The sequence below is a fragment of the Nonomuraea sp. NPDC049158 genome (assembly GCF_040648335.1).
GTDB lineage: Bacteria > Actinomycetota > Actinomycetes > Streptosporangiales > Streptosporangiaceae > Nonomuraea.
Window position 1 is genome coordinate 59150 of the sequence record NZ_JBEZDM010000046.1, and the last position, 18096, is coordinate 77245.

Genomic DNA, 18096 nt, shown 5'->3' on the forward strand with positions numbered 1-18096 from the left:
GCCGTACGTGCCCTTCCCCCGCCCGCTTAACGGATGCGGACCCGGGCGCGTGCGGTGGGGAGGGGAAGGTCAAGCAGGGTGCGGATGCCGGGCGGAGCGGTGCAGACGGAGGGGATGGCGTTGATGGCGTGGGCGGCCGCGGCGGCCAGGCCGTGGGAGACCTCGTCGATCGACATCGTCATCTGCGGCACCCCCTCAATGTGGATCGCGAAGCCCGGCTCCGGCCAGCGCGCCACCTTGCCGGCGTCGGCCTTGTAGATCACCTCGACCGTCATGAACGGCCGCCCCCGCACCAGCCCCGAGAACACCCAGCGTGACGCGCACACCGCGCCCTGCTCGACCCGGCCGGCCGCGATCTCGAACTCCCGCCCGGCCACCTCGAACTCGTCGCGCTCCTCCACCTCGTCCAGCCGCACGTCGAGCGCGTCGGCCACGAGTTGCACGCTCTCGGCGAAGAGCGAGCGCTGGAAGGTGCGGAACGGCCGGACCGCTTCGGCGTAGTCCTTGGCCGTGCGGGTGAACCCGACCAGGTCCACGACGACCTGGCGCGAGGGGTGGCCGCGGAAGTCCGACGACTCGCGTACGTAGATGTGGTCGACCCGGTCCGACAGCCCGGTCAGCGCCAGCGGCAGGAAGTCGCTCATGAAGCCCGGGTTGATGCCGGTGCCGTGGAGTGTGGTGCCGCCTTTGTCACAGGCGGCCTCGATGCGCTCCACCACGTGGGGGCCGTACGACTTGGGGTAGACGAAGCCGGTGGTCGTGATGACGTTCTTGCCCGAGGCGAGCAGCGCGCAGATGGTCTCCAGGTCCAGGCTCCGGTCCGGGCCGAAGTAGAAGGACGGCAGCGGCATGTGCAGCACGCAGTCGGCCTCTATGGCCATGACGCGCTCGGGGTCGTCCGTGCAGCTCACGCCGGCGTACGGCAGGCCGACCAGCTCGCCGGCGTCTTTGCCGATCTTGTCGTGGTCATAGACGAGGACTCCCGCGAGCTCCAGCCCCGGCCTGCTGAGCACGCTGCGCAGCGCATAGCGGCCGACGGCTCCCGTGGCCCACTGAACCACGCGAAGGGGCGCGTTTACCGGCATGTCCGGCCTCCGAAGGCCCGGTGGAGGGCGGACAGGAGCTGGGAGTCGCCGCCCATTCGAAGCCCAGAACTCTAGCAGAGAATAAACCTTCTGATCACTATCCGCGACGATCAGTCGTAGTGCGGCGGACTCGGGTTATTGTGCCATTACTAGAACGTTGTTCTCCTGCGCTGGAGGTTCGATGCTTCGGTTCGATGACAGGGTCGCGATCATTACGGGAGCCGGGCACGGTCTCGGCAGGTCGCACGCGCTCCTGCTGGCCGAGCGGGGCGCCAAGGTCGTCGTGAACGACCTGGGCGGCGCGCTCGACGGCACCGGCGCCTCCGCGGGTCCCGCCGCCGACGTGGTCGAGCTCATCACCAAGAACGGCGGTCAGGCCATCGCCAACGCCGACAACGTGGCCACGCCGGAAGGGGCCAGGGCGATCGTGCGGGCCGCGGTCGACGCGTTCGGCAAGATCGACATCGTCGTCAACAACGCGGGCATCCTGCGTGACAGGTCGTTCGGGAAGATGGCGGTCGAGGACTTCGACAATGTGCTGGCCGTACATGTGCGCGGCTCCTACCTGGTCAGCCAGGCCGCCTACCCGTACATGAAGGAGGCCGGCTACGGCCGGATCGTCAACACCTCCAGCCCGGCCGGCCTGTTCGGCAACTTCGGTCAGGCCAACTACTCCACCGCCAAGATGGGCCTGATCGGCCTGACCAAGACGCTCGGCATCGAGGGGGCCCGCAACGGCATCAAGGCCAACGCCATCGCGCCGATCGCCTGGACGCGGATGACCGAGTCGCTGCTGCCGGCCGAGTTCGAGGCCAAGTTCACGCCCGAGCGGGTCAGCGCGCTGGTGGCCTACCTCGTTCACGAGTCGTGCGAGTCGAGCGGTGAGGTGTTCAGCGTCGGCGGCGGGCGGGTGGCGCGGGTGTTCGTGGCCGAAGGGCCCGGCTGGAAGTCGGACGAGCTCACGCCGGAGTCGCTCGCGGACAACTGGGCGGCGGTCATGGCCGAGCAGCCGTACGTGCTGTCGGCGGCTGATTCGATGAAGGCCATGCTCTAGGACGGCGGAGGGGGGCTACCTGTAGTCCCCCTCCGGGTTTCACAGCCGCTCGACGTTCGGCCCCCGGCAGCGGTTGCGCGTGTCGAAGACGAAGGCGCTCACCTGCTCGACCATCTCGTAGTCGAAGCAGTCGTGGTCGGTGAGGATCAGCACCGCGTCCGCCTGAGCGAGCTCCTGGCGCGTGGCGTCGACGATCGCGATCCCCTGCGGCAGCAGGAAGTGGTCCACGTGCGGGTCGGCGGCTCGCACATCCGCACCCAGCTTGCGCAGAGCCCTGGCCACCTCGATCGCCGGTGATTCGCGGCAGTCGCCCGCGTTCTTCTTGTAGGCGAGGCCGAGCACGACCACCCGGCTGCCCTTGATCGACCTGGAGCGCTGGTTCAGCGCGAGGGCCAGCCGGTGGATGACGTGATCCGGCATGTGGTCGTTGATGTCATTCGCCAGCTCCACGAACCGGAAGTTGTGCCCCAGGCTGCGCTTGACCTTCCACGACAGATAGGACGGGTCGATCGGCAGGCAGTGCCCGCCGACGCCCGGGCCGGGGGTGAAGCGCATGTAGCCGAACGGTTTGGTGGAGGCGGCGTCGATGGCCTCCCAGACGTCGATCCCCAGCTGCCGCGCGAAGATGGCCAGCTCGTTCACCAGGGCGATGTTGATGTGCCGGAAGGTGTTCTCCAGGAGCTTGCTCAGCTCGGCCACCTGGACCGAGGAGACGGGAACGGCATCCCGCACGATGCGCTCGTAGAAAGCCTGGACTCTTTTCAGCGAGGACTCGTCGATGCCGGACACGATCTTCGGGGTGTTCTCCAGCCGCCAGCGGGTGTTTCCCGGGTCGATCCGTTCGGGGCTGTAGCCGAGGTAGAAATCCTCGGGCGCCTGCAGTCCGGAGCCTTCCTGAAGCAGGGGCAGGAGATATTCCTCGGTGGTTCCGGGGTAAGTCGTGGACTCCAGCACCACTGTGGCGCCCGGCCGAAGGAGCGGCGCGATGGATTGGGCGGCCGAGGCGATGTGCCGGAGATCGGGCACGCCCTCGCGAAGCGGCGTCGGCACGGTGATCACACATATGTCGAATCTCTCGGCGTCGGCGTAATCGGTGCTGGCCAGATAGCGGCCACAGCGGTGCGCGGTGGCCAGTTGGTCGTCATCGATGTCCTCGACATAGGACTCACCGGCGTTCAACCGCTTGATCCGCCACTCGTCCACGTCGATACCCACGACGTCGAATCCCGCGTCGACCGCCCGCATCGCCAAGGGCAGGCCGACGTACCCCTGTCCGACGATCACCAGCTTCTCTCTCATATCAGGACCCCCGTCACTTAGAGATGAGATACGACCGACTGTAGGAGTCCAGCATTCTCATATCCTGATTCGACGGCGGCCCCGGCGTGTCGTCTTGTGTCCGATTCCGGCGCAACCTCCAAGCGCTTGACCGCCTACGGCACCGGCAAACCTGAAAACCCCGCCAAGGACCGGCAAGAACATCGCTGTACTTGGGCTTTGGCCCATGTCCAAGGCATCGGCGTCGTCAGACTTGCGCGCATGGCCGAAGCCCCACCCTCTCTGCGTTCCGCGCTGCCCGCCGAACCTGTGCCCGGCACAGAAGCGGACGGAGCACGGCCTCAGGGAAAACGCGCCGCCTCACGCCGGCTACAGAGAAGTCTCTCTCCGTGGCTGCCGACGATGGCCGTGATCGCCTGTGTCGGTGGTGTGCTGGGCTCCTATGGGGTGTCCGTCAGGGACCTGGCCTTCTTCAGCGGCTATGTCGCGCTGGGCATAGCGCTGCCGGGCCTGCTGTGGATCCGGGTCCTCTACCGGCGTGCGCACACGCTGCCGGAGGAGATCGCACTTGGCGTGACGCTCGGCTACGCGCTCGAGATCCTCACCTACATACCGGCCCGTGCGCTCGGCCAGCCCTTGCTCGTCGCGGCATGGCCGATCGGCACCTATGCGATCTTCCTTGCCGTCCCCCAGCTGCGCAGGCGCTGGAAGGGCGCGTCCCGCGCGGGCCGGACGCCGCTGTGGTGGTCGTGGTGCACCGCGCTGGCCGTGATCTACCTGGTCGGGTGGATCGCCGTCAACTTCTACCGGACCCAAGCCCTCACCTGGCCGGCGATCGGGAGATCGTACGTCGACATGCCGTTTCACCTGGCCCTGATCGGCGAGTTGAAACACCACATGCCTCCCACGATGCCCGGGGTCGCCGGAGAACCCCTGGGGTACCACTGGTTCGTGCACGCGCATATGGCGGCGGCCAGCTGGATCACGGGAGTGGAACCCCGGGTGCTGCTTTACCGCCTAGCCGTGCTGCCCATGCTCGCCGCGCTCGTTGTGCTTCTCGGGCTGGTCGGCCGGCGCGTGACCGGCTCGCGGATGGGCGCGCTGGCCGCGGTCGCGAGCACGATCCTCATCACGGCGCCCAGCTTCTACCTGGGTACGGCCACCGGAGTGTTCTCCTGGAGGGCCATACAGTCATGGGTAAGCCCGAGCCAGACTTTCGGGGCCCTGCTCTTCGCCCCGATCGTCGTGCTGCTCATTGACCTTCTCGGACGCCGGCGGCAGCCACGGGGCTGGTGGGTGGTCCTGGGAATCATGCTCGTGGCGGTCATGGGGGCCAAGGCCACCTTCCTGCCCTTGCTCGCGGCCGGGCTGGTGATGGTCGTGCTGGTCGAGGCGGCCAGATCGTTCTGCCTGCCTCGTCGAGCACTCGCGGCGCTGGGGCTGACCGCGACGTGCCTGCTCTTCGCGCAGTTCGGGTTGTACGGCGGCGCGCGGCAGGGGCTCGTCGTCGACCCGCTGTCGATCATACGTGTGACCTTGGGAGACCTGACCGGCGCGGGCGACGCGGCCGAGGTGTCGACGGCCTCCGTGCTCGGCGTCACCCTGCTGTGTGTCCTGAGCGGGGTCATAACGTGGTGCGGAGCCCTCGGGCTCCTGAGCCGGCCGCGGTTGCTCGCGCAACCCGTGGTGGTGCTGGTGCTGAGCATGAGCGCGGCCGGTCTCGGGGCCGCGCTCATGCTCGGCCATCCGCATCTGTCACAGGGGTACTTCCTGCAGGCGTCCTATCCCTACCTGGCGATGATCGCGGTCTACGGAATCGGCTGCATCGCCCGGCGGGCGGGAGTGACGCTCCGGGCGATGGCGATCGCGGCCGGCATCGGGGTGACGGCTGTCTACGTCATCCGGATGCTCTGCGCTGTCAAGATTCCCCTGGGCCCGGGGGAGGACGAGACCGTCCTGTATCTGCCTTACATCGCCCTGCTGGGCGTCGTCCTCCTGGGCGTTCTGGTGATGCGTGCCGCGCGCCAGAGCAAGCTTCGTATCTGTGCCCTGGTGATCTGCATGGTCACGGCCGCGGGCACGCCCGCCGCCTGGTTCGCGAATGTCATGCCCGACCTGTACGGGAGCCAGGCGGCAAGCGTACGGGACCCGTACGGGACCGCGCCTGCCCCGGCGATTCCCAAGGGCGCCTTCGCCGCGGGGAACTGGCTGCGCGCCCATTCGGATCCCGACGACCTCATCGCCACGAACACGCACTGCCGCTGGGGATACGAGAGCCCATGCGACAGCCGCGAATTTTGGGCGACCGCACTGAGTGAACGACGTGTCCTGGTCGAAGGGTGGGCCTATACAGCGACCAACATGGACAGCCGGAGCCCCGGGAAGGTGAAGGAGAATCTTCCTTTCTGGGATCGCGAGCGAATTCGGGCCAACGATGCGGTGTTCCAGGCGCCCTCATCGGACGCGGTCCGATACCTGCGTGACCATTATGGAGTCAGGTGGCTCTTCGTGGACGAACGCCGGATGAGTGCCGGCGCCGACCTCTCAGCCTTCGCGCAGCTCCGTTTCCGCTCCGAAGACCATGCCGTTTACCAGCTGTCGGACATGACGTAGGTGGGGATCCGCGTGGCTCCCGGTTGATCGCGGGTCGGGTCGTCCGATGCCGTGATCAGCGTGGCCCTGAAGTGGTTATGGCGAGTATTCGGGGCGTGTCGGTTCTTGCCGCGAAGCAGGGGCTCCGGGACGGTGACGATATGGATTTCCGTGAGATCAAACTCGCCGATCTCAGGCGCGGCAATATTGCCGAAAATCGGGTATTTCATACTAATATCTGGTTTAAGAGCATCAACAACACCAGATATGCTGAGCTGTTGCCCATTCTGGATCGGGTGGACAGTCTCATGCTGCGCTGCACCGACAGGAGAATTATTCGCGGGATTCAGTTCCGCGCGTTGAATCGTTCCATCGGTGCGCACGGGCGCCTTCTCTTCCAGCAGGCCGCCAGGCGTTACAGATATGGATTCATCACCAACACCAGGCACATTCCATTTGCTGCGTTTCCGGTCGTGGTGGACATGGACGATCCGTACTTCACCGAGGACGAGGTGCGGACTCTGCGATCTTCTCGGCGGATAGTCGCGCTTGTTGTCACCAACCAGGCGGCCGCCGACCGTTACCGCGAACTGGGTGTGACGTGCCCGATCCACGTCATCGGCCACGGCCTGCGGACGGTGGAGCCCGATCCAGGAGTGCTGGAGGACGTGCGGCACCACAAGAAGCCAGGAGAGCTGACGGTGGGCTACGCCGCCGCGTGGCATCTCTGCGACCAGGATCGTGGTCCTGATCCCATGTACAACGTGACGCACCTGGTTGAAGAGGTGTGGCCCGGAGTGGTGGCCGCTTGCCCGCAAGCGCGCCTCTGGCTGATCGGTGGGGTCGGCAAGGTTCTGGGACGCAGGCTCGCGGACCGGCCGGACGTCGAGCTGGTGGGACACGTACCCGCTGAGCACGTTCCCGCCTATCTGACCGCCTTCGACGTGGGGCTCTATCCTCGCCGGATCCAGCACGAGCGATCCTCGGTGAAGGTGGCCCAATACCTGGGATGCGGAGTCCCAGTCGTCGGCTACCGGAGCGTTCCCACCGAGCTGATCAGCGGTGCCGGATCAGGAATCATCGTCGACTCTCCTGAGGAATTCCTGGCGGCGCTGGTGCGGCTCCTGCGTGATCCGGCCCTACGGGCTCAGCAGTCCACCCGTGCGCGTGCGGCGGCGCGCCAAGTGAGCTGGGATGTTCTGGGCGCGAGATACCGGGCACTGCTCGAGGACGTTCTTCCCCAGTAGGGCGGGGCAGCGCCGCCGAGGAGATGACGGTGAAGAAGAGCAGGGTGAGCATCGAGCCCCCGTAGAGCGGTGTCTCGGTGAGCGAGATGGCCAGGACGCCGGTCAGGAAGAGGTACGCGGAACCATCGGTCCGCGAGGTCTCGACGGACAGCAGGAGAATGTAGGCCAGGAACAGCAGGATGCCGACGAGCCCCGTGGCCACCCCCAAGTGGACCCAGAGGTTGTAGACGATGCCGCCGTTGAGGTGGTCGAGGACCGCCCAGCCGTGGCCGGTGAGGGGCTTCTCGCCGAACTGCCGCAGGCCCACCGCGATCGCTTCCGCTCGGAGCTCACCGGACTCCTGATTGAGATCCAGGACCGTGGTGAGCCGCGGTACGACGAAGAGTCCGATCGGCGCCAGGACCAGCGGCAGCGTCACGGGTACGTACCATCGCCTCGGCAGCGCCGTCGCGACCAGCACGACAACGAACGCGAACCAGATCGACCTCGTTTGAGTGGCGGCCACACCGAGCACCAGCAGAGGCCGGATCAGGATCCGGGCGGGGAGCGGCAATGCCTTGATGGGCCCGAAGATCAGCGCTGCCAGCAGAAGCGCACCCACCTGTGCGGGGTCCGCCATGAGACTTCCCCAGAGGCGGTCGGTGAGATGTGGCAGATGGACGACCATCTGGTAGACGGCCAGCCCCAGCACCGCCCAGAGCAGGCCACGTCGTGCTGCCGGGCTGTGCGTCAACCCGACTCCCACAGCCGCGTACAGCACGAGGTGAACGAGCGGCCAGAACGTTCCCGCATGAGCCGGGGTCACCACGGCGGCCCAGGCGAAGAAGGCGACGAGGGCCGCCTGGGACGGTGCGAACCGGATCTCCATGATCGCGCCGCTGACGGCCAGCCGTACCAAGTAGGCCATGGCGATCGCGTCACACACCTTCAAGTCACCGACAAGGGGCAAGTCCATGCGCATGATGCACACCATCAGCGCGGGGAGCGCGGGAAGCGGGAGGATCAGCAGAGCCAGCACCCAGATCGCGCGCCCCATCATGGCCTCACCGAGCTGGTCGGCGGCCAGCCCGGCGAGTGCCACGGCAGCTCCGAGCAGAAGCCTCGCGAGTGTGACGCCTGGCATTCCCGCCGGGCGAGCGGCCTCAATCATGGCAAACCACCAGTCTTCGAAGAGCGAGGAACCAGAACGCGGATCCGATCACGGTCAAGGCCAAAGATCCCCAGCCGAAGGCGACTGCCGTGGCGATCGGCTCTTGAGCGATCCGGGCGGCGAGGAGCAGCAGCCCGAGACAGAGGAGTCCCTCAATAGTGAGAAAGGCCAGCCGCCAACCCGGCTTGCCGAGGGCGAGCGGAAGCACCTTGGACCAAGACACGCCCCCCTTCACGCAAGCTACGGCGAGGAGCAGCAGGGCGGCGATACTCGTCTGCGCGTACGACGAGCCATAGGCCAGTCCGAGCGCGGGCCCGGCGAGCGGGATCGCGAGGACGAGCGCGCCCGCCCCTAGGGTCCCCAACGTCAGACTCGACCGTGTCACGTCGGTCTTGATGCGCCGAGCCTCGCCGGCCGCCGCCGCCTCAGCCAGCCGGGGTTGCAGCATCGAGGCCACGGGACTGATCAGGCTCGTGTAGATACGGGCCGGCGCCGAGGCGATCTTAAGGATGGTGACGAGCGCGGGGTCGCCGACCACGCCCGCCAGCACGAGGAGACCCGACTCCGAGGCGGCCGCCACCGAGGTCGCGGTGGACGCTTTGGCGGAGAATCTCACCAGGCCGGTGGGCAAAGCGGCACCCGGAACGGGTGGCCCGTACACGCTGTGGACGGACCTCAAAGCCCCCCGGGCGAGCACCACCGCGGTCACCAGCGCACCCGCGGCCTGACCGGCGAGATAGCCGACCGGCCCGCCCGCGAGCAGACCGCCGAGGGCGAGCAGGCACAGCAGAGCGGCGCACCACAGCCGGACCCGCCCGAGCCGCTGCAACCGACCGGTGAGAGCGAAGGCGGCACCGGCCGACCCGGTCGAGGAGGTGGCGCCGGCCGTGACGATGGCGAGGGTGAGCAGCACCGCGAGATCACCGGAAACGCCGCCGATCAGGTACGCGGCCAGCGTGAGCAGCAACCCGACCCCGCTCGCGCCCGCGCCGATTCCCACGTCCCATCTGAACAGTCGGCCGAACAACGCGGCACCTCCCCCGTCGCGGGAGCGCTGGAGCGGCACGTACCGTTGCGCCGCGTCCTCCAGCCGGGGGTCGCACAACAGGAACCAGACAGACGCCAGCGATTGCGCGGAGATCACCTTTCCGGCTTCCGCCGCCGAGGTCGTCCGCACCAGCGCGATCGTGCTCAGGACGGACAGGATTCCCTCGCCCTGGCTGCCGACGGCGAGCGAGACGAACGTCCGCAACTGCCGCCGCGCCGGCATGCGCGCGTGCCGGACCATCGTTTCGCGCAAGGATGTCATCATCAGAGGCCGATCTCGTTTCCCGTCACCGGTCGGTCCCGGCGGACATGGCGATGTCCCGGATGAAGTCGGCGAACATGTCGATCATCACGTCGAAGTCGTGGTGTTCCGCGACGTATCGTCGTCCGGCGGCCCCGGTCGACCAGGCGCGCTCCGGGTCGGCGAGGAGCGAGACGATGCTCTCCGCCCACCCGCGCACGTCTCCCGGCGTCAGCAGCGCACCGGTCTCGGGCCGGATGATCTCCCGGTGCGCGGGGATGTCGGAGCAGAGCATCGGCAAGCCGCAGGACATCGCTTCCAGGACCGCCCGTGGCTGCCCCTCCGACCATGACGGATGGACGGCGAGTCGCGCCTGCCCGAACGTGCGGACGACCTCGTCGCGCGGTACGGAGCCACGCAACTCGACATGGTCTCCGACGCCGAGATCGTTGATCAAGCTCTGCAGCCGCGGACGCTCGGACCCCTCGCCGAGTACGACCAGCCGTGCGCCGGGAACACGGTCGACGATGTGGGGCCACGCCCGAATCACACTCGCGTGGTTCTTCACGGGCAGCAGGTTGCCGACCATGACCGCGTGGATGGGACGGAGGCCCGGAACGGCTGAAGGCGCGAAGAACCGGGTGTCCACTCTGCTCGGAATGTAGGCGACCGGGCGGCATGTCCATTGTTCGGCCCGGCGCTTGATCCCCTGACGCACGGCGCGGACGGCGGTGGCTCGGCGCACCGCCGCTCGCGAAACCAGGGCCAGCCCGGCTCTCTTCACCACGCCGCCGTACGCGGGGCCCGGGTCGAGTACGTCCCCTTGGATCTGCACGATGTGCGGCGTCCGAGCCCGCGTTCGGGAGAGCTCGACCGCCACGGCGGCGAGCGGGTCACTGGACAGCAGGACGTCGCAGAACCTGGGCAGGCCGTGGTCGATCGTGTGCCGGGCGGCCCGGAGAAAGGCCGGCCGTGACAGGTCAGGGACTCGGTACAGGTGGACGGCGCCGAGCTCGGTGAACCCCGGCTCCGCCGTTCCCGAGGGCACGATGACGCTGTAGGGCCCGCCGAGCCGTTCGGCCAGCGCCCGCGCGGAGCGCAGGTCGCCGTCGTCGGGCCGCAGGTCACGTGTCCAGGGACTCGACACGACCAGGGTGACGGAAACAGGCCTCATAGGATGTCCTCCAGCATGCTGGCGACATGCTGCGGGGAGAACCGCTCCCGGGCCCGCTCCCGCATGCGGGCTCCGAGAGCCTCGCGCTCAGAGCTCGTCAGGCGCGCCACCTCAGTGGTCATCCTGATCAGCGCGGGCAGGTCCCCGACGTCGCAGAGGAAGGGATAGTCGGGTCCCACCACGTCCGCCGAGCCGCCCGCCCTGGTCGTCACGAGGGGCAGTGCGGTGCTCATGGCTTCCAGGAGCACGCGCGGAAAGCCTTCCTCGTAGCTGGGCATCAGGAAGCAGTCCGCCGCTCCGTACAGTGAGGGCAACTGCTGGTTCGGGACTGGCCCCATGATGCGCAGGTCCGCTCGGCCGCGACCCAGTTGCTCCAGGTACGAGCGGTCGGGGCCGTCGCCCACCACCACCAGCCGGACGGGACGGTTCAGCTCGGCTCGGACGGCGTCGAGATACGGGACGAGCAGCCGCGTTCCCCTCCGGAAGGAGAGGCGGTGCACAAAAAGGAGCACGAACTCGGTGTCATCCCAGCCGAGACGGTGGCGGGCCTCCTGCCGCACATCTGGAGGTAGAGGTGCGAACCGATCGCTGTCGATGTCGTTGTAGAGCAGCCGCATTCGGTGGGCTGGGATCCGCCATCTGGCCCGCATGACCGGAACCATGCTCTCCGGGCCGGTCACGAAGCCGTGCGCGCAGCGGGCGAGCAGCGTGTTGAACAGGTCGTTCCATCGATGCCGCAGCGTTCTGCGCCTGTTGCCGTCGACCAGGTCGGCCGTTCCGCTGCGCCACAGCAAGATGCGATGCCGGAAGAGCGGATAAGTCAGAATGAGCACGATGAGCAGGAAGCGCGAATAGCGGAGGAAGTACGTGCGGTAACCGGCGCGCGCGCACCAGCGGACCGCCGAGAACGCGCGGACCAGACGGGCGACCCGGCTCCGGCCGACCGTCGAGATCACCTTGCGCACGCCGGGCAGTCGCGCGGGTGGCGTGCCCCGCTCCACCAGCGCGACCACGTCCATTCTCGCGCCGAGAGCGGCGAGAAAAGCCGGGATGTGCGCGAAGTGCTCGGACTCCTCGGAGGACAGGTGCGGGATTACATAAACGACTTTCGAGCGGGCCGGGAGCGATTCGGTCCTCATATTCACTTGGTCATCGTGACAATCGAGAGCACACTGCCCGGCTATGGCGCTCCGCGCACCGCCCGATATTTTGCCGTCATTGCACAAGCGCAAAGCTCGATGGCTCGGGATCTGTCCGAGTCGGGGGATGATTTCGGCTTAACGGAGGTTTCCGGAGGATCATCCTGTTTCTCGTTCAGTACGGTGCGTGCTGCCGCCCAAGGCGCTCAGCCGCTGGGGGCGAGATGGTAAACGGCGTAGTCGCCGGACCGGAACCGGAGTTCGGCGTAAGCGCCTATCCCGGGACCGGCGCCGATGAGCCCCTCATGGACGAACAACCACCGAACGCCGTAACGACCGGTCAATTCCTGGATCGACGTCGGCGATGGCGACCGGAAGACCGCGTCGTTCGTCTTGAGAAGGGCGTCATCCCAGAAGGGCTGGAGTTCCGCGATGAGCCCTGGGCGCCAACGAGCGTAGTTGCTCGGGGTGAACGCCCAGCCTTCCACGAGGACGCGCCTTTCGGTCAGCGCGCTCACCCAGAACTGCCGGCTGTCGCATGGTTCGGTTGATCCCCAGCGGCAGTGTTCGTTGGTGGCGATCAGTTCCTCGGGGCGTGAATGCTCGCGCAGCCACCGCCCGGCGGCCAAGGCGCCCTCCGGGATCGCAGACGCCGCCACCGTGGACGGGGTGCTCGCATTGCTGTCACGCGGTCCCGCGAATACCGGCGAGACGATCCTCGTCGACCATGCCGCGGGCAATCCCATAGCGGTGACCATGACTGTCGCGAGCGTTCCCGCCACGACGGGACGACGTCGTATGACCAGGAAGAAGGCGACGATCGCCATGGCGATGACGACCCCGAGAGCGGCATACGGCCGGTGAAGAAGGGTCTCGCCCTGGCCGGGTCCCAGGGGGACCGCCATTCCCCACAGCCAACGGACGAGAAAGACGGTGACCATGGCCGCGACGGTCACCAGCGTGACTGTTCGCAGCGACGGCCGTGCACGCCGATACGCGACGACGAGCCCGTAGGCGGTCAACACCGCCAGGTACGGATAGCAGGCCCAGAAGAAATGGAGCTGGCTGCGATGGGGATGGCCGAGCATGAGCATGGCCCCGAGCCCGGCCACGCCGATTCCCAGCATGAGAACGACGGGAGGCCGCAGGAACAGCCGTGGCCGGGTCAGCAGCCCCAGCACGCCGGCCCACTCAAGGGTCCAGCTCCACAGGTACAAGCCGGCGATGCCCAAAAGCGAGCCGGTGGAGGCCGCGGCGGAATCGCGTCCGGTCAGGCCGCCCCAGTTGATCCGGGTAAGGGACAACGGATCGACGCTCATACCAAGCCTCGCCTGGCCGAACAGTACGAGCTGGGCATAGGCGATGCACACCATCGTGGCGCCGAGCACGGCGAGTGTGATCAAGCAGAGTTTGCGGCGCCTGGCGAGCTCCACGACGACGACGGCCGCCAGCCCGGCGGCGAGCAGCGGGAGATAGGTCGCCTTGGCTCCCATCACGGCGACAAGGAAGATTCCGAGCAACACCCAGGCCCCCCGGTCGTGGCGGAGCCGGCGGAAGTCTATGAAGAAGAGCACGATTGGAGCGAAGAGCAACGCACCGAAAGTCTGCGTGGGGCTCAGCCACGACTGCACCGGCTTCAACGTGAACACGCCGACGTCGATCCCCTGGTACAGGTTCGGCATAGCCATGAAGATCGTGCCGATGACGGCCAGCAGTCCGCCGGCCCATGAGTTGCTGAGGCACCGTCCGATCATGCCGATGACGACGGCGAGGGCGATCATCATCGGCAACATGCCCAGCCGCAGCAGCAGGATGATCGGATCGATGCCGGTGATCCAGCTGGATGCGGCGAAGTGGGCGTAGACGAACCAGTGGTAGGAGAGCGGTTCGCCGGCCACCATCGGCACGGTCGGTGGCATGTGGTGCCGGAGCTCGCCGATCAGGGCCAGGTGGAACGGCACGTCGAGGTAGGAGTTCGCGAGGGCCGGCCAGACGAGCGCGTTTCCCCTGAAGAAGCTGACCGCGCTCCACAGCACCAGATATCCGGCGACGAGCGTCAGGAAGCATGACCACCAGAGCGGAGCCCGCAACCGGGGCCCGCCTTTCCAGTGCCGGCGCAGCGTCGGCACTCCCGCGAACGCCGTGTACACCGCGGCCGGCCCGGCCAGCACCAGCAGCGGCACCCCCACCGCACGCGCCCCGATGTAGGCGAACACCTCCAGCGCATACCCCAGACAGAGCCCAAGGGCGAGCTCCTCCACCAAAGTCCGGCGCCGCCGGTACAACGCCCGCACCAGCAGCACCCCGGGCAACAGCACCGCCAGCACCAGATAGGCGGCGAACACCGCCACATCCCGCACGGAGACGCCGTAGAAGCACAACACCCCCACGGCGAACACACCCACGCCCGCCGCCGGTAGGAACCGCCACCATCCGCGCGCTCCGAACCGGCCGGCAGGGGACAGATCCGGCTTCACCAGCTCACGAAACGGTGGTGCGATGCCGTCGACATGCGTGTTTCCGAACATGTGCAGCAGTCTGACCGGATGGCTGGCCATTCCCGCTGTTGACGGCCATACCCGGCACGGTATTTGCCAGTCCTTTGCGTACCGGTGGCCGCGCGCAGGGGTAGGAAAGGGAGGAAACTAACGATGAACAGTTATGGCGATGCGACACACTATTGTTGGCATTGGGAATCTCAGCTCTTTATCGGCAGCCCTGCTACCGTCACGGCATGAGCGATCCGACGAAGGCGTCCGATTGTACGTCGACTATTTCACTCTCGACCGAAAATCCTGCGACAGGTGCGCATCATCCACCAGAATCACGCCCCGGCCCTCGCCGCCGATTGCCGGGCGGCCGGTGGCCGAGCGCAGTCGCCTGGGCAGTCATTGCCATTTCTCCGGCCCTGGTCACAGCGTTTCTCGTGCGATATTACTTCAACGTCGGCTTGCTCGGCTTCACGCCTTCCTGGTCCGACGAGATCGACTACTGGCACCAGGTTGCGACCTTTCGGGCGGTTGGCTTCGCGGGCGGTTTCTACGGCGTCGACGAGGCGCAGGCGAAATTGTCCTTCCTGCACTTCGGCTCACATGGCCCCGCGTTTCCGATGCTCATGGCGGGCATCAGCGCGGTTGCGGGTTGGCGTCCTTTCTCCGGTCCGCTCATCAATATGGGTCTCATGGCGGCGGCAATCTTCGGCTACCTGGCGCTGAGCCGGGCCGGATGGGTGCGAACCGCGCTGACAGGCGCCCTCGTGCTCACGTTCTGGCCCGTGATGCTGTATCTGTCGAGCACCATGCAGGAAACCGTCCAGCAAGCGCTGGCCATCGTGTTGGCTGGTGTGTTCGTCCTGCTCATACGCCGCGATCCGCGTGCGAGTCGCACGGTGTTCGCCGCCGGAATCGTCTTGCTCGCGCTGGCCGGCCTGCTCCGCCCCACCTGGGCGCTGCTGTTCCTCCCGCTGTTCTTTCTGCGCGGCACGATGCTCTCGGGCCGGCAACTCGTGTGGGCGGCGCTCAAGGCGGTCCCGGCTGTCGCCGCGGCCTTCGGGCTCTGGGTAGCCGCATCAACCCCTTTTCCCGGCTTTTTCTCACAGGTGACCGAGCTGACCGCGCGCTCACCGTTGGCTGGAACGAAGCTGCTAATCCTGCATATCTGGACCAATGCCAAAGGCTTCGTCGGGGGTGAATGGCTCGAGCTGGGGTTGCGAGCCGCACTACTGGCGATCGTCGTGTCGGCCGCCGTACTCGTTGTCCGCCATCTTCGGCGAAGCACTGCCGGCCATCATGAAGACCTGGCCGCCGGTGCGTTCCACCTCCTTAACTTGGTCCCTATGTTGGTCATGGTAGTGGTGGTGTACGACGTCTCCGATTGGCGCGACTCCCGGGTCCTGGCCCCTCATGTGCTGCTCTCGGCGCTGGTCGCCCTGGCCCGCTCCGAACGCGTCGTCGTCATCATCACGCTGGCCACCAACCTGGCCCTTATCGGCGCCTTCGGGCCTGTTTTCTTCGAGCTCCACCAACAGCATTTTTTCCCTGCGGATCCCAAGGCCGCCGCGCTCAGCCGCTATATCACCTACAAAGGGGAGGCGCCGGCGTGGGAGAACACGCTCATGGTCGACCTGCCCAATTATGATTCAGGGCTCCTGGACGTGCCGGCCGGAGTGGGCCTGACCCTGCGCCTGCGCGGAACCGGCCACCAGGTTCAGTCGCGCTATCTGCTCGTGACGAAGGAGACCGCGCTGGAGGTCGGCCTGGATCGGCTTCGACTTCTTACCTCGACCGCACGGGGCGGCCTGTATTCGCGAGAGAACTGATCTCAGAGTGTTGACCTCGGCTGTTCAGGGGGATGTCCGGCCGCGCTCTGAACAGAAGCAGGGGCACATGTGCGGGGGCGCACGTCCCGCACTGGCCACCGAGATCGACGTGGTGGTTCGCGAGTTGGCCCGGACGCACGGGCCCGCGTGCCTCGGGCCCGTGCGTCCGCTGGTGTGAGCGGAGGGTCGGCGAGGCTCGTCGGCAGGTGTGCGAATTTCGGCAGATCATGCAGAGGTAGTGAATATGGAAAACATTTCGTAACCCCCGTCACGGCGTCAGTGAAACGTCCGGCGGCGGGTTAGCTTCTCCGACGTGACCAGGCCATCACCGAGGAGCCCGCGATGACATATGGAGACCGCATCCGTGTCATGGAAATCTTGGCGCGCCTGAACGTCGGCGGTCCTGCCACGCAGATAATGGGGCTGCGCGAGCGGCTGTGCGCCGATGAGTTCGATCACCGGCTTTACACCGGTCACGTTGACGGTGACGAGACGGACCATCTCCACATGCGGCAGGCGGAGATGGGGGTGCACCGCGTTCCGGGCCTCGGCAGGTCGGTCAAGCCCGGCCACGATGTCAGGGCCCTCGGCTGGTTGATCGGTGCCATGCGGACGTTTCGCCCACACATTGTCCACACACATACGGCCAAGGCCGGGGCGCTGGGCCGGGCGGCCGCCCGGCTGGCGGGTATCGGCGCGGCCTGCGTGCACGTCTTTCACGGGCATCTCCTGTATGGCTATTTCTCGCCGGCCAGGCGCCGTCTCTACGTACATTCGGAACGACTGCTCGCCTCCATCTCGGACCGGCTCGTCACGGTTGGCACGCAGGTGCGGGACGATCTGCTCGAGGCCGGGATCGGCAGGCTGGAGCAGTACACCGTGATTCCGCCCGGGGTGGGCCTCGGCCCGATCCCTGATCGGCTGGAGGCACGCAGGGCGCTGGACCTTCCACCGGATGTGCCTGTCGTCGCGTACGTGGGCCGGCTCACCCAGGTGAAACGACTGGACCGGTTTCTCGCCGTGGCCGACGCCGTGCTTCGCCATTCGCCGGAATGCCGGTTCGTCATCTGCGGGGGCGGCGAGCTGGCACCCGAGATCGAGCGGCGAGGCGGGCTCGCTCCTGGCTCATTCCACCTTCTCGGGTGGAGGAGAGACGTGGAGACGGTCTATGCCTGCGCCGATGTGGTCATGTTGACCTCCGACAACGAGGGGACCCCGATCACGCTGATCGAGGCGGGGATGGCCGGAGTGCCGGTCGTCTCCACCCGAGTGGGAAGCGTCGCGGAGGTCGTCAAAGACGGGCACACCGGCTTGCTGGCCGGTCGCGACGTCGATGAGCTGGCGGCACACACCCTGAGACTCCTGTCCGACCGAGCCCTCGCACACCGCATGGGCGAGGCGGCCAGGGAGTGGACGACACAAGCGTTCGGCGTGGAACGACTCGCCGCGGACACACAGGACCTCTATCGGTCACTGCACACCTCATCCCGGCGTCGGCATATCTCAAGGTGAAACAAGACAGGAAAGTACTCGTTACCGATGGTGCGGGATCCGGACTCGCTCAAACTGACTATAGGAGCCCAGCCTTCTCATCTTACTGATGTGGCGCTGTCCCCGGCGTGTCGCCTGCGGTAGCCAGCAATGATATAGCTGGAAAATCCCGGCAATAATAGTATCAAGGCCGTTGCGTTCTCGGCTGGTGAGACTGCTGCACCCCTGGGTCGAGTGGCCGAGTAAGGGCGCCCCGGTGCGGAGACGACAAACGCGACCC

General features: G+C 66.8%; 11 protein-coding genes. 5 read left to right on the forward strand and 6 right to left on the reverse strand.

What is annotated here, in order from left to right; genetic code table 11:
* Positions 1-26: 26 nt before the first annotated feature.
* Entirely contained in the window at positions 27-1085 is a 1059-nt protein-coding gene (locus AB0B61_RS50695) for a dihydrodipicolinate reductase (protein WP_358448404.1), read from the reverse strand.
* Between the two features lie 181 nt (positions 1086-1266).
* On the opposite strand from AB0B61_RS50695, the gene AB0B61_RS50700 reads away from it, so the two are divergent.
* Positions 1267-2139, forward strand: coding sequence for an SDR family oxidoreductase (locus AB0B61_RS50700; protein WP_358448406.1), 873 nt, complete (start codon positions 1267-1269; stop codon positions 2137-2139).
* Positions 2140-2178: 39 nt separating this feature from the next.
* Here the strand turns inward: AB0B61_RS50700 and AB0B61_RS50705 are convergent, their stop codons facing one another.
* The gene (locus tag AB0B61_RS50705; RefSeq protein ID WP_358448408.1) at positions 2179-3438 is read right to left on the reverse strand and encodes a nucleotide sugar dehydrogenase; all 1260 of its coding nucleotides are present in this window, start codon (positions 3436-3438) and stop codon (positions 2179-2181) included.
* Between the two features lie 381 nt (positions 3439-3819).
* On the opposite strand from AB0B61_RS50705, the gene AB0B61_RS50710 reads away from it, so the two are divergent.
* Positions 3820-6030 carry a hypothetical protein gene (locus AB0B61_RS50710; RefSeq protein ID WP_358448410.1) on the forward strand — a complete coding sequence of 737 codons (2211 nt, stop codon included), beginning with the start codon at positions 3820-3822 and terminating at the stop codon, positions 6028-6030.
* 95 nt (positions 6031-6125) lie between these two features.
* Positions 6126-7256 carry a glycosyltransferase family 4 protein gene (locus AB0B61_RS50715; RefSeq protein WP_358448412.1) on the forward strand — a complete coding sequence of 377 codons (1131 nt, stop codon included), beginning with the start codon at positions 6126-6128 and terminating at the stop codon, positions 7254-7256.
* A 1142-nt stretch (positions 7257-8398) separates the two neighbouring features.
* Here the strand turns inward: AB0B61_RS50715 and AB0B61_RS50720 are convergent.
* The 4 genes from AB0B61_RS50720 to AB0B61_RS50735 all read right to left on the reverse strand — a co-directional run bounded on the left by AB0B61_RS50720 (position 8399) and on the right by AB0B61_RS50735 (position 14535).
* Positions 8399-9706: a hypothetical protein gene (locus tag AB0B61_RS50720; protein ID WP_358448414.1), complete on the reverse strand. Its 1308-nt coding sequence runs from the start codon at positions 9704-9706 to the stop codon at positions 8399-8401.
* Between the two features lie 34 nt (positions 9707-9740).
* Complete coding sequence (locus AB0B61_RS50725; protein WP_358448416.1) at positions 9741-10868, reverse strand: glycosyltransferase family 4 protein; 1128 nt, start codon at positions 10866-10868, stop codon at positions 9741-9743.
* The gene (locus AB0B61_RS50730; RefSeq protein WP_358448418.1) at positions 10865-12007 is read right to left on the reverse strand and encodes a glycosyltransferase family 4 protein; all 1143 of its coding nucleotides are present in this window, start codon (positions 12005-12007) and stop codon (positions 10865-10867) included. The genes AB0B61_RS50725 and AB0B61_RS50730 overlap by 4 nt, the downstream gene beginning before the upstream one ends.
* A 206-nt stretch (positions 12008-12213) precedes the next feature.
* Positions 12214-14535, reverse strand: coding sequence for a hypothetical protein (locus AB0B61_RS50735; RefSeq protein ID WP_358448420.1), 2322 nt, complete (start codon positions 14533-14535; stop codon positions 12214-12216).
* Positions 14536-14741: 206 nt separating this feature from the next.
* On the opposite strand from AB0B61_RS50735, the gene AB0B61_RS50740 reads away from it, so the two are divergent.
* Both AB0B61_RS50740 and AB0B61_RS50745 read left to right on the forward strand, forming a co-directional pair.
* Entirely contained in the window at positions 14742-16325 is a 1584-nt protein-coding gene (locus tag AB0B61_RS50740) for a hypothetical protein (protein WP_358448422.1), read from the forward strand.
* A gap of 342 nt (positions 16326-16667) precedes the next feature.
* A complete protein-coding gene (locus AB0B61_RS50745; RefSeq protein WP_358448424.1) occupies positions 16668-17837 on the forward strand; it encodes a glycosyltransferase in 1170 nt (389 codons plus the stop codon).
* The last annotated feature ends 259 nt before the right edge of the window (positions 17838-18096 follow it).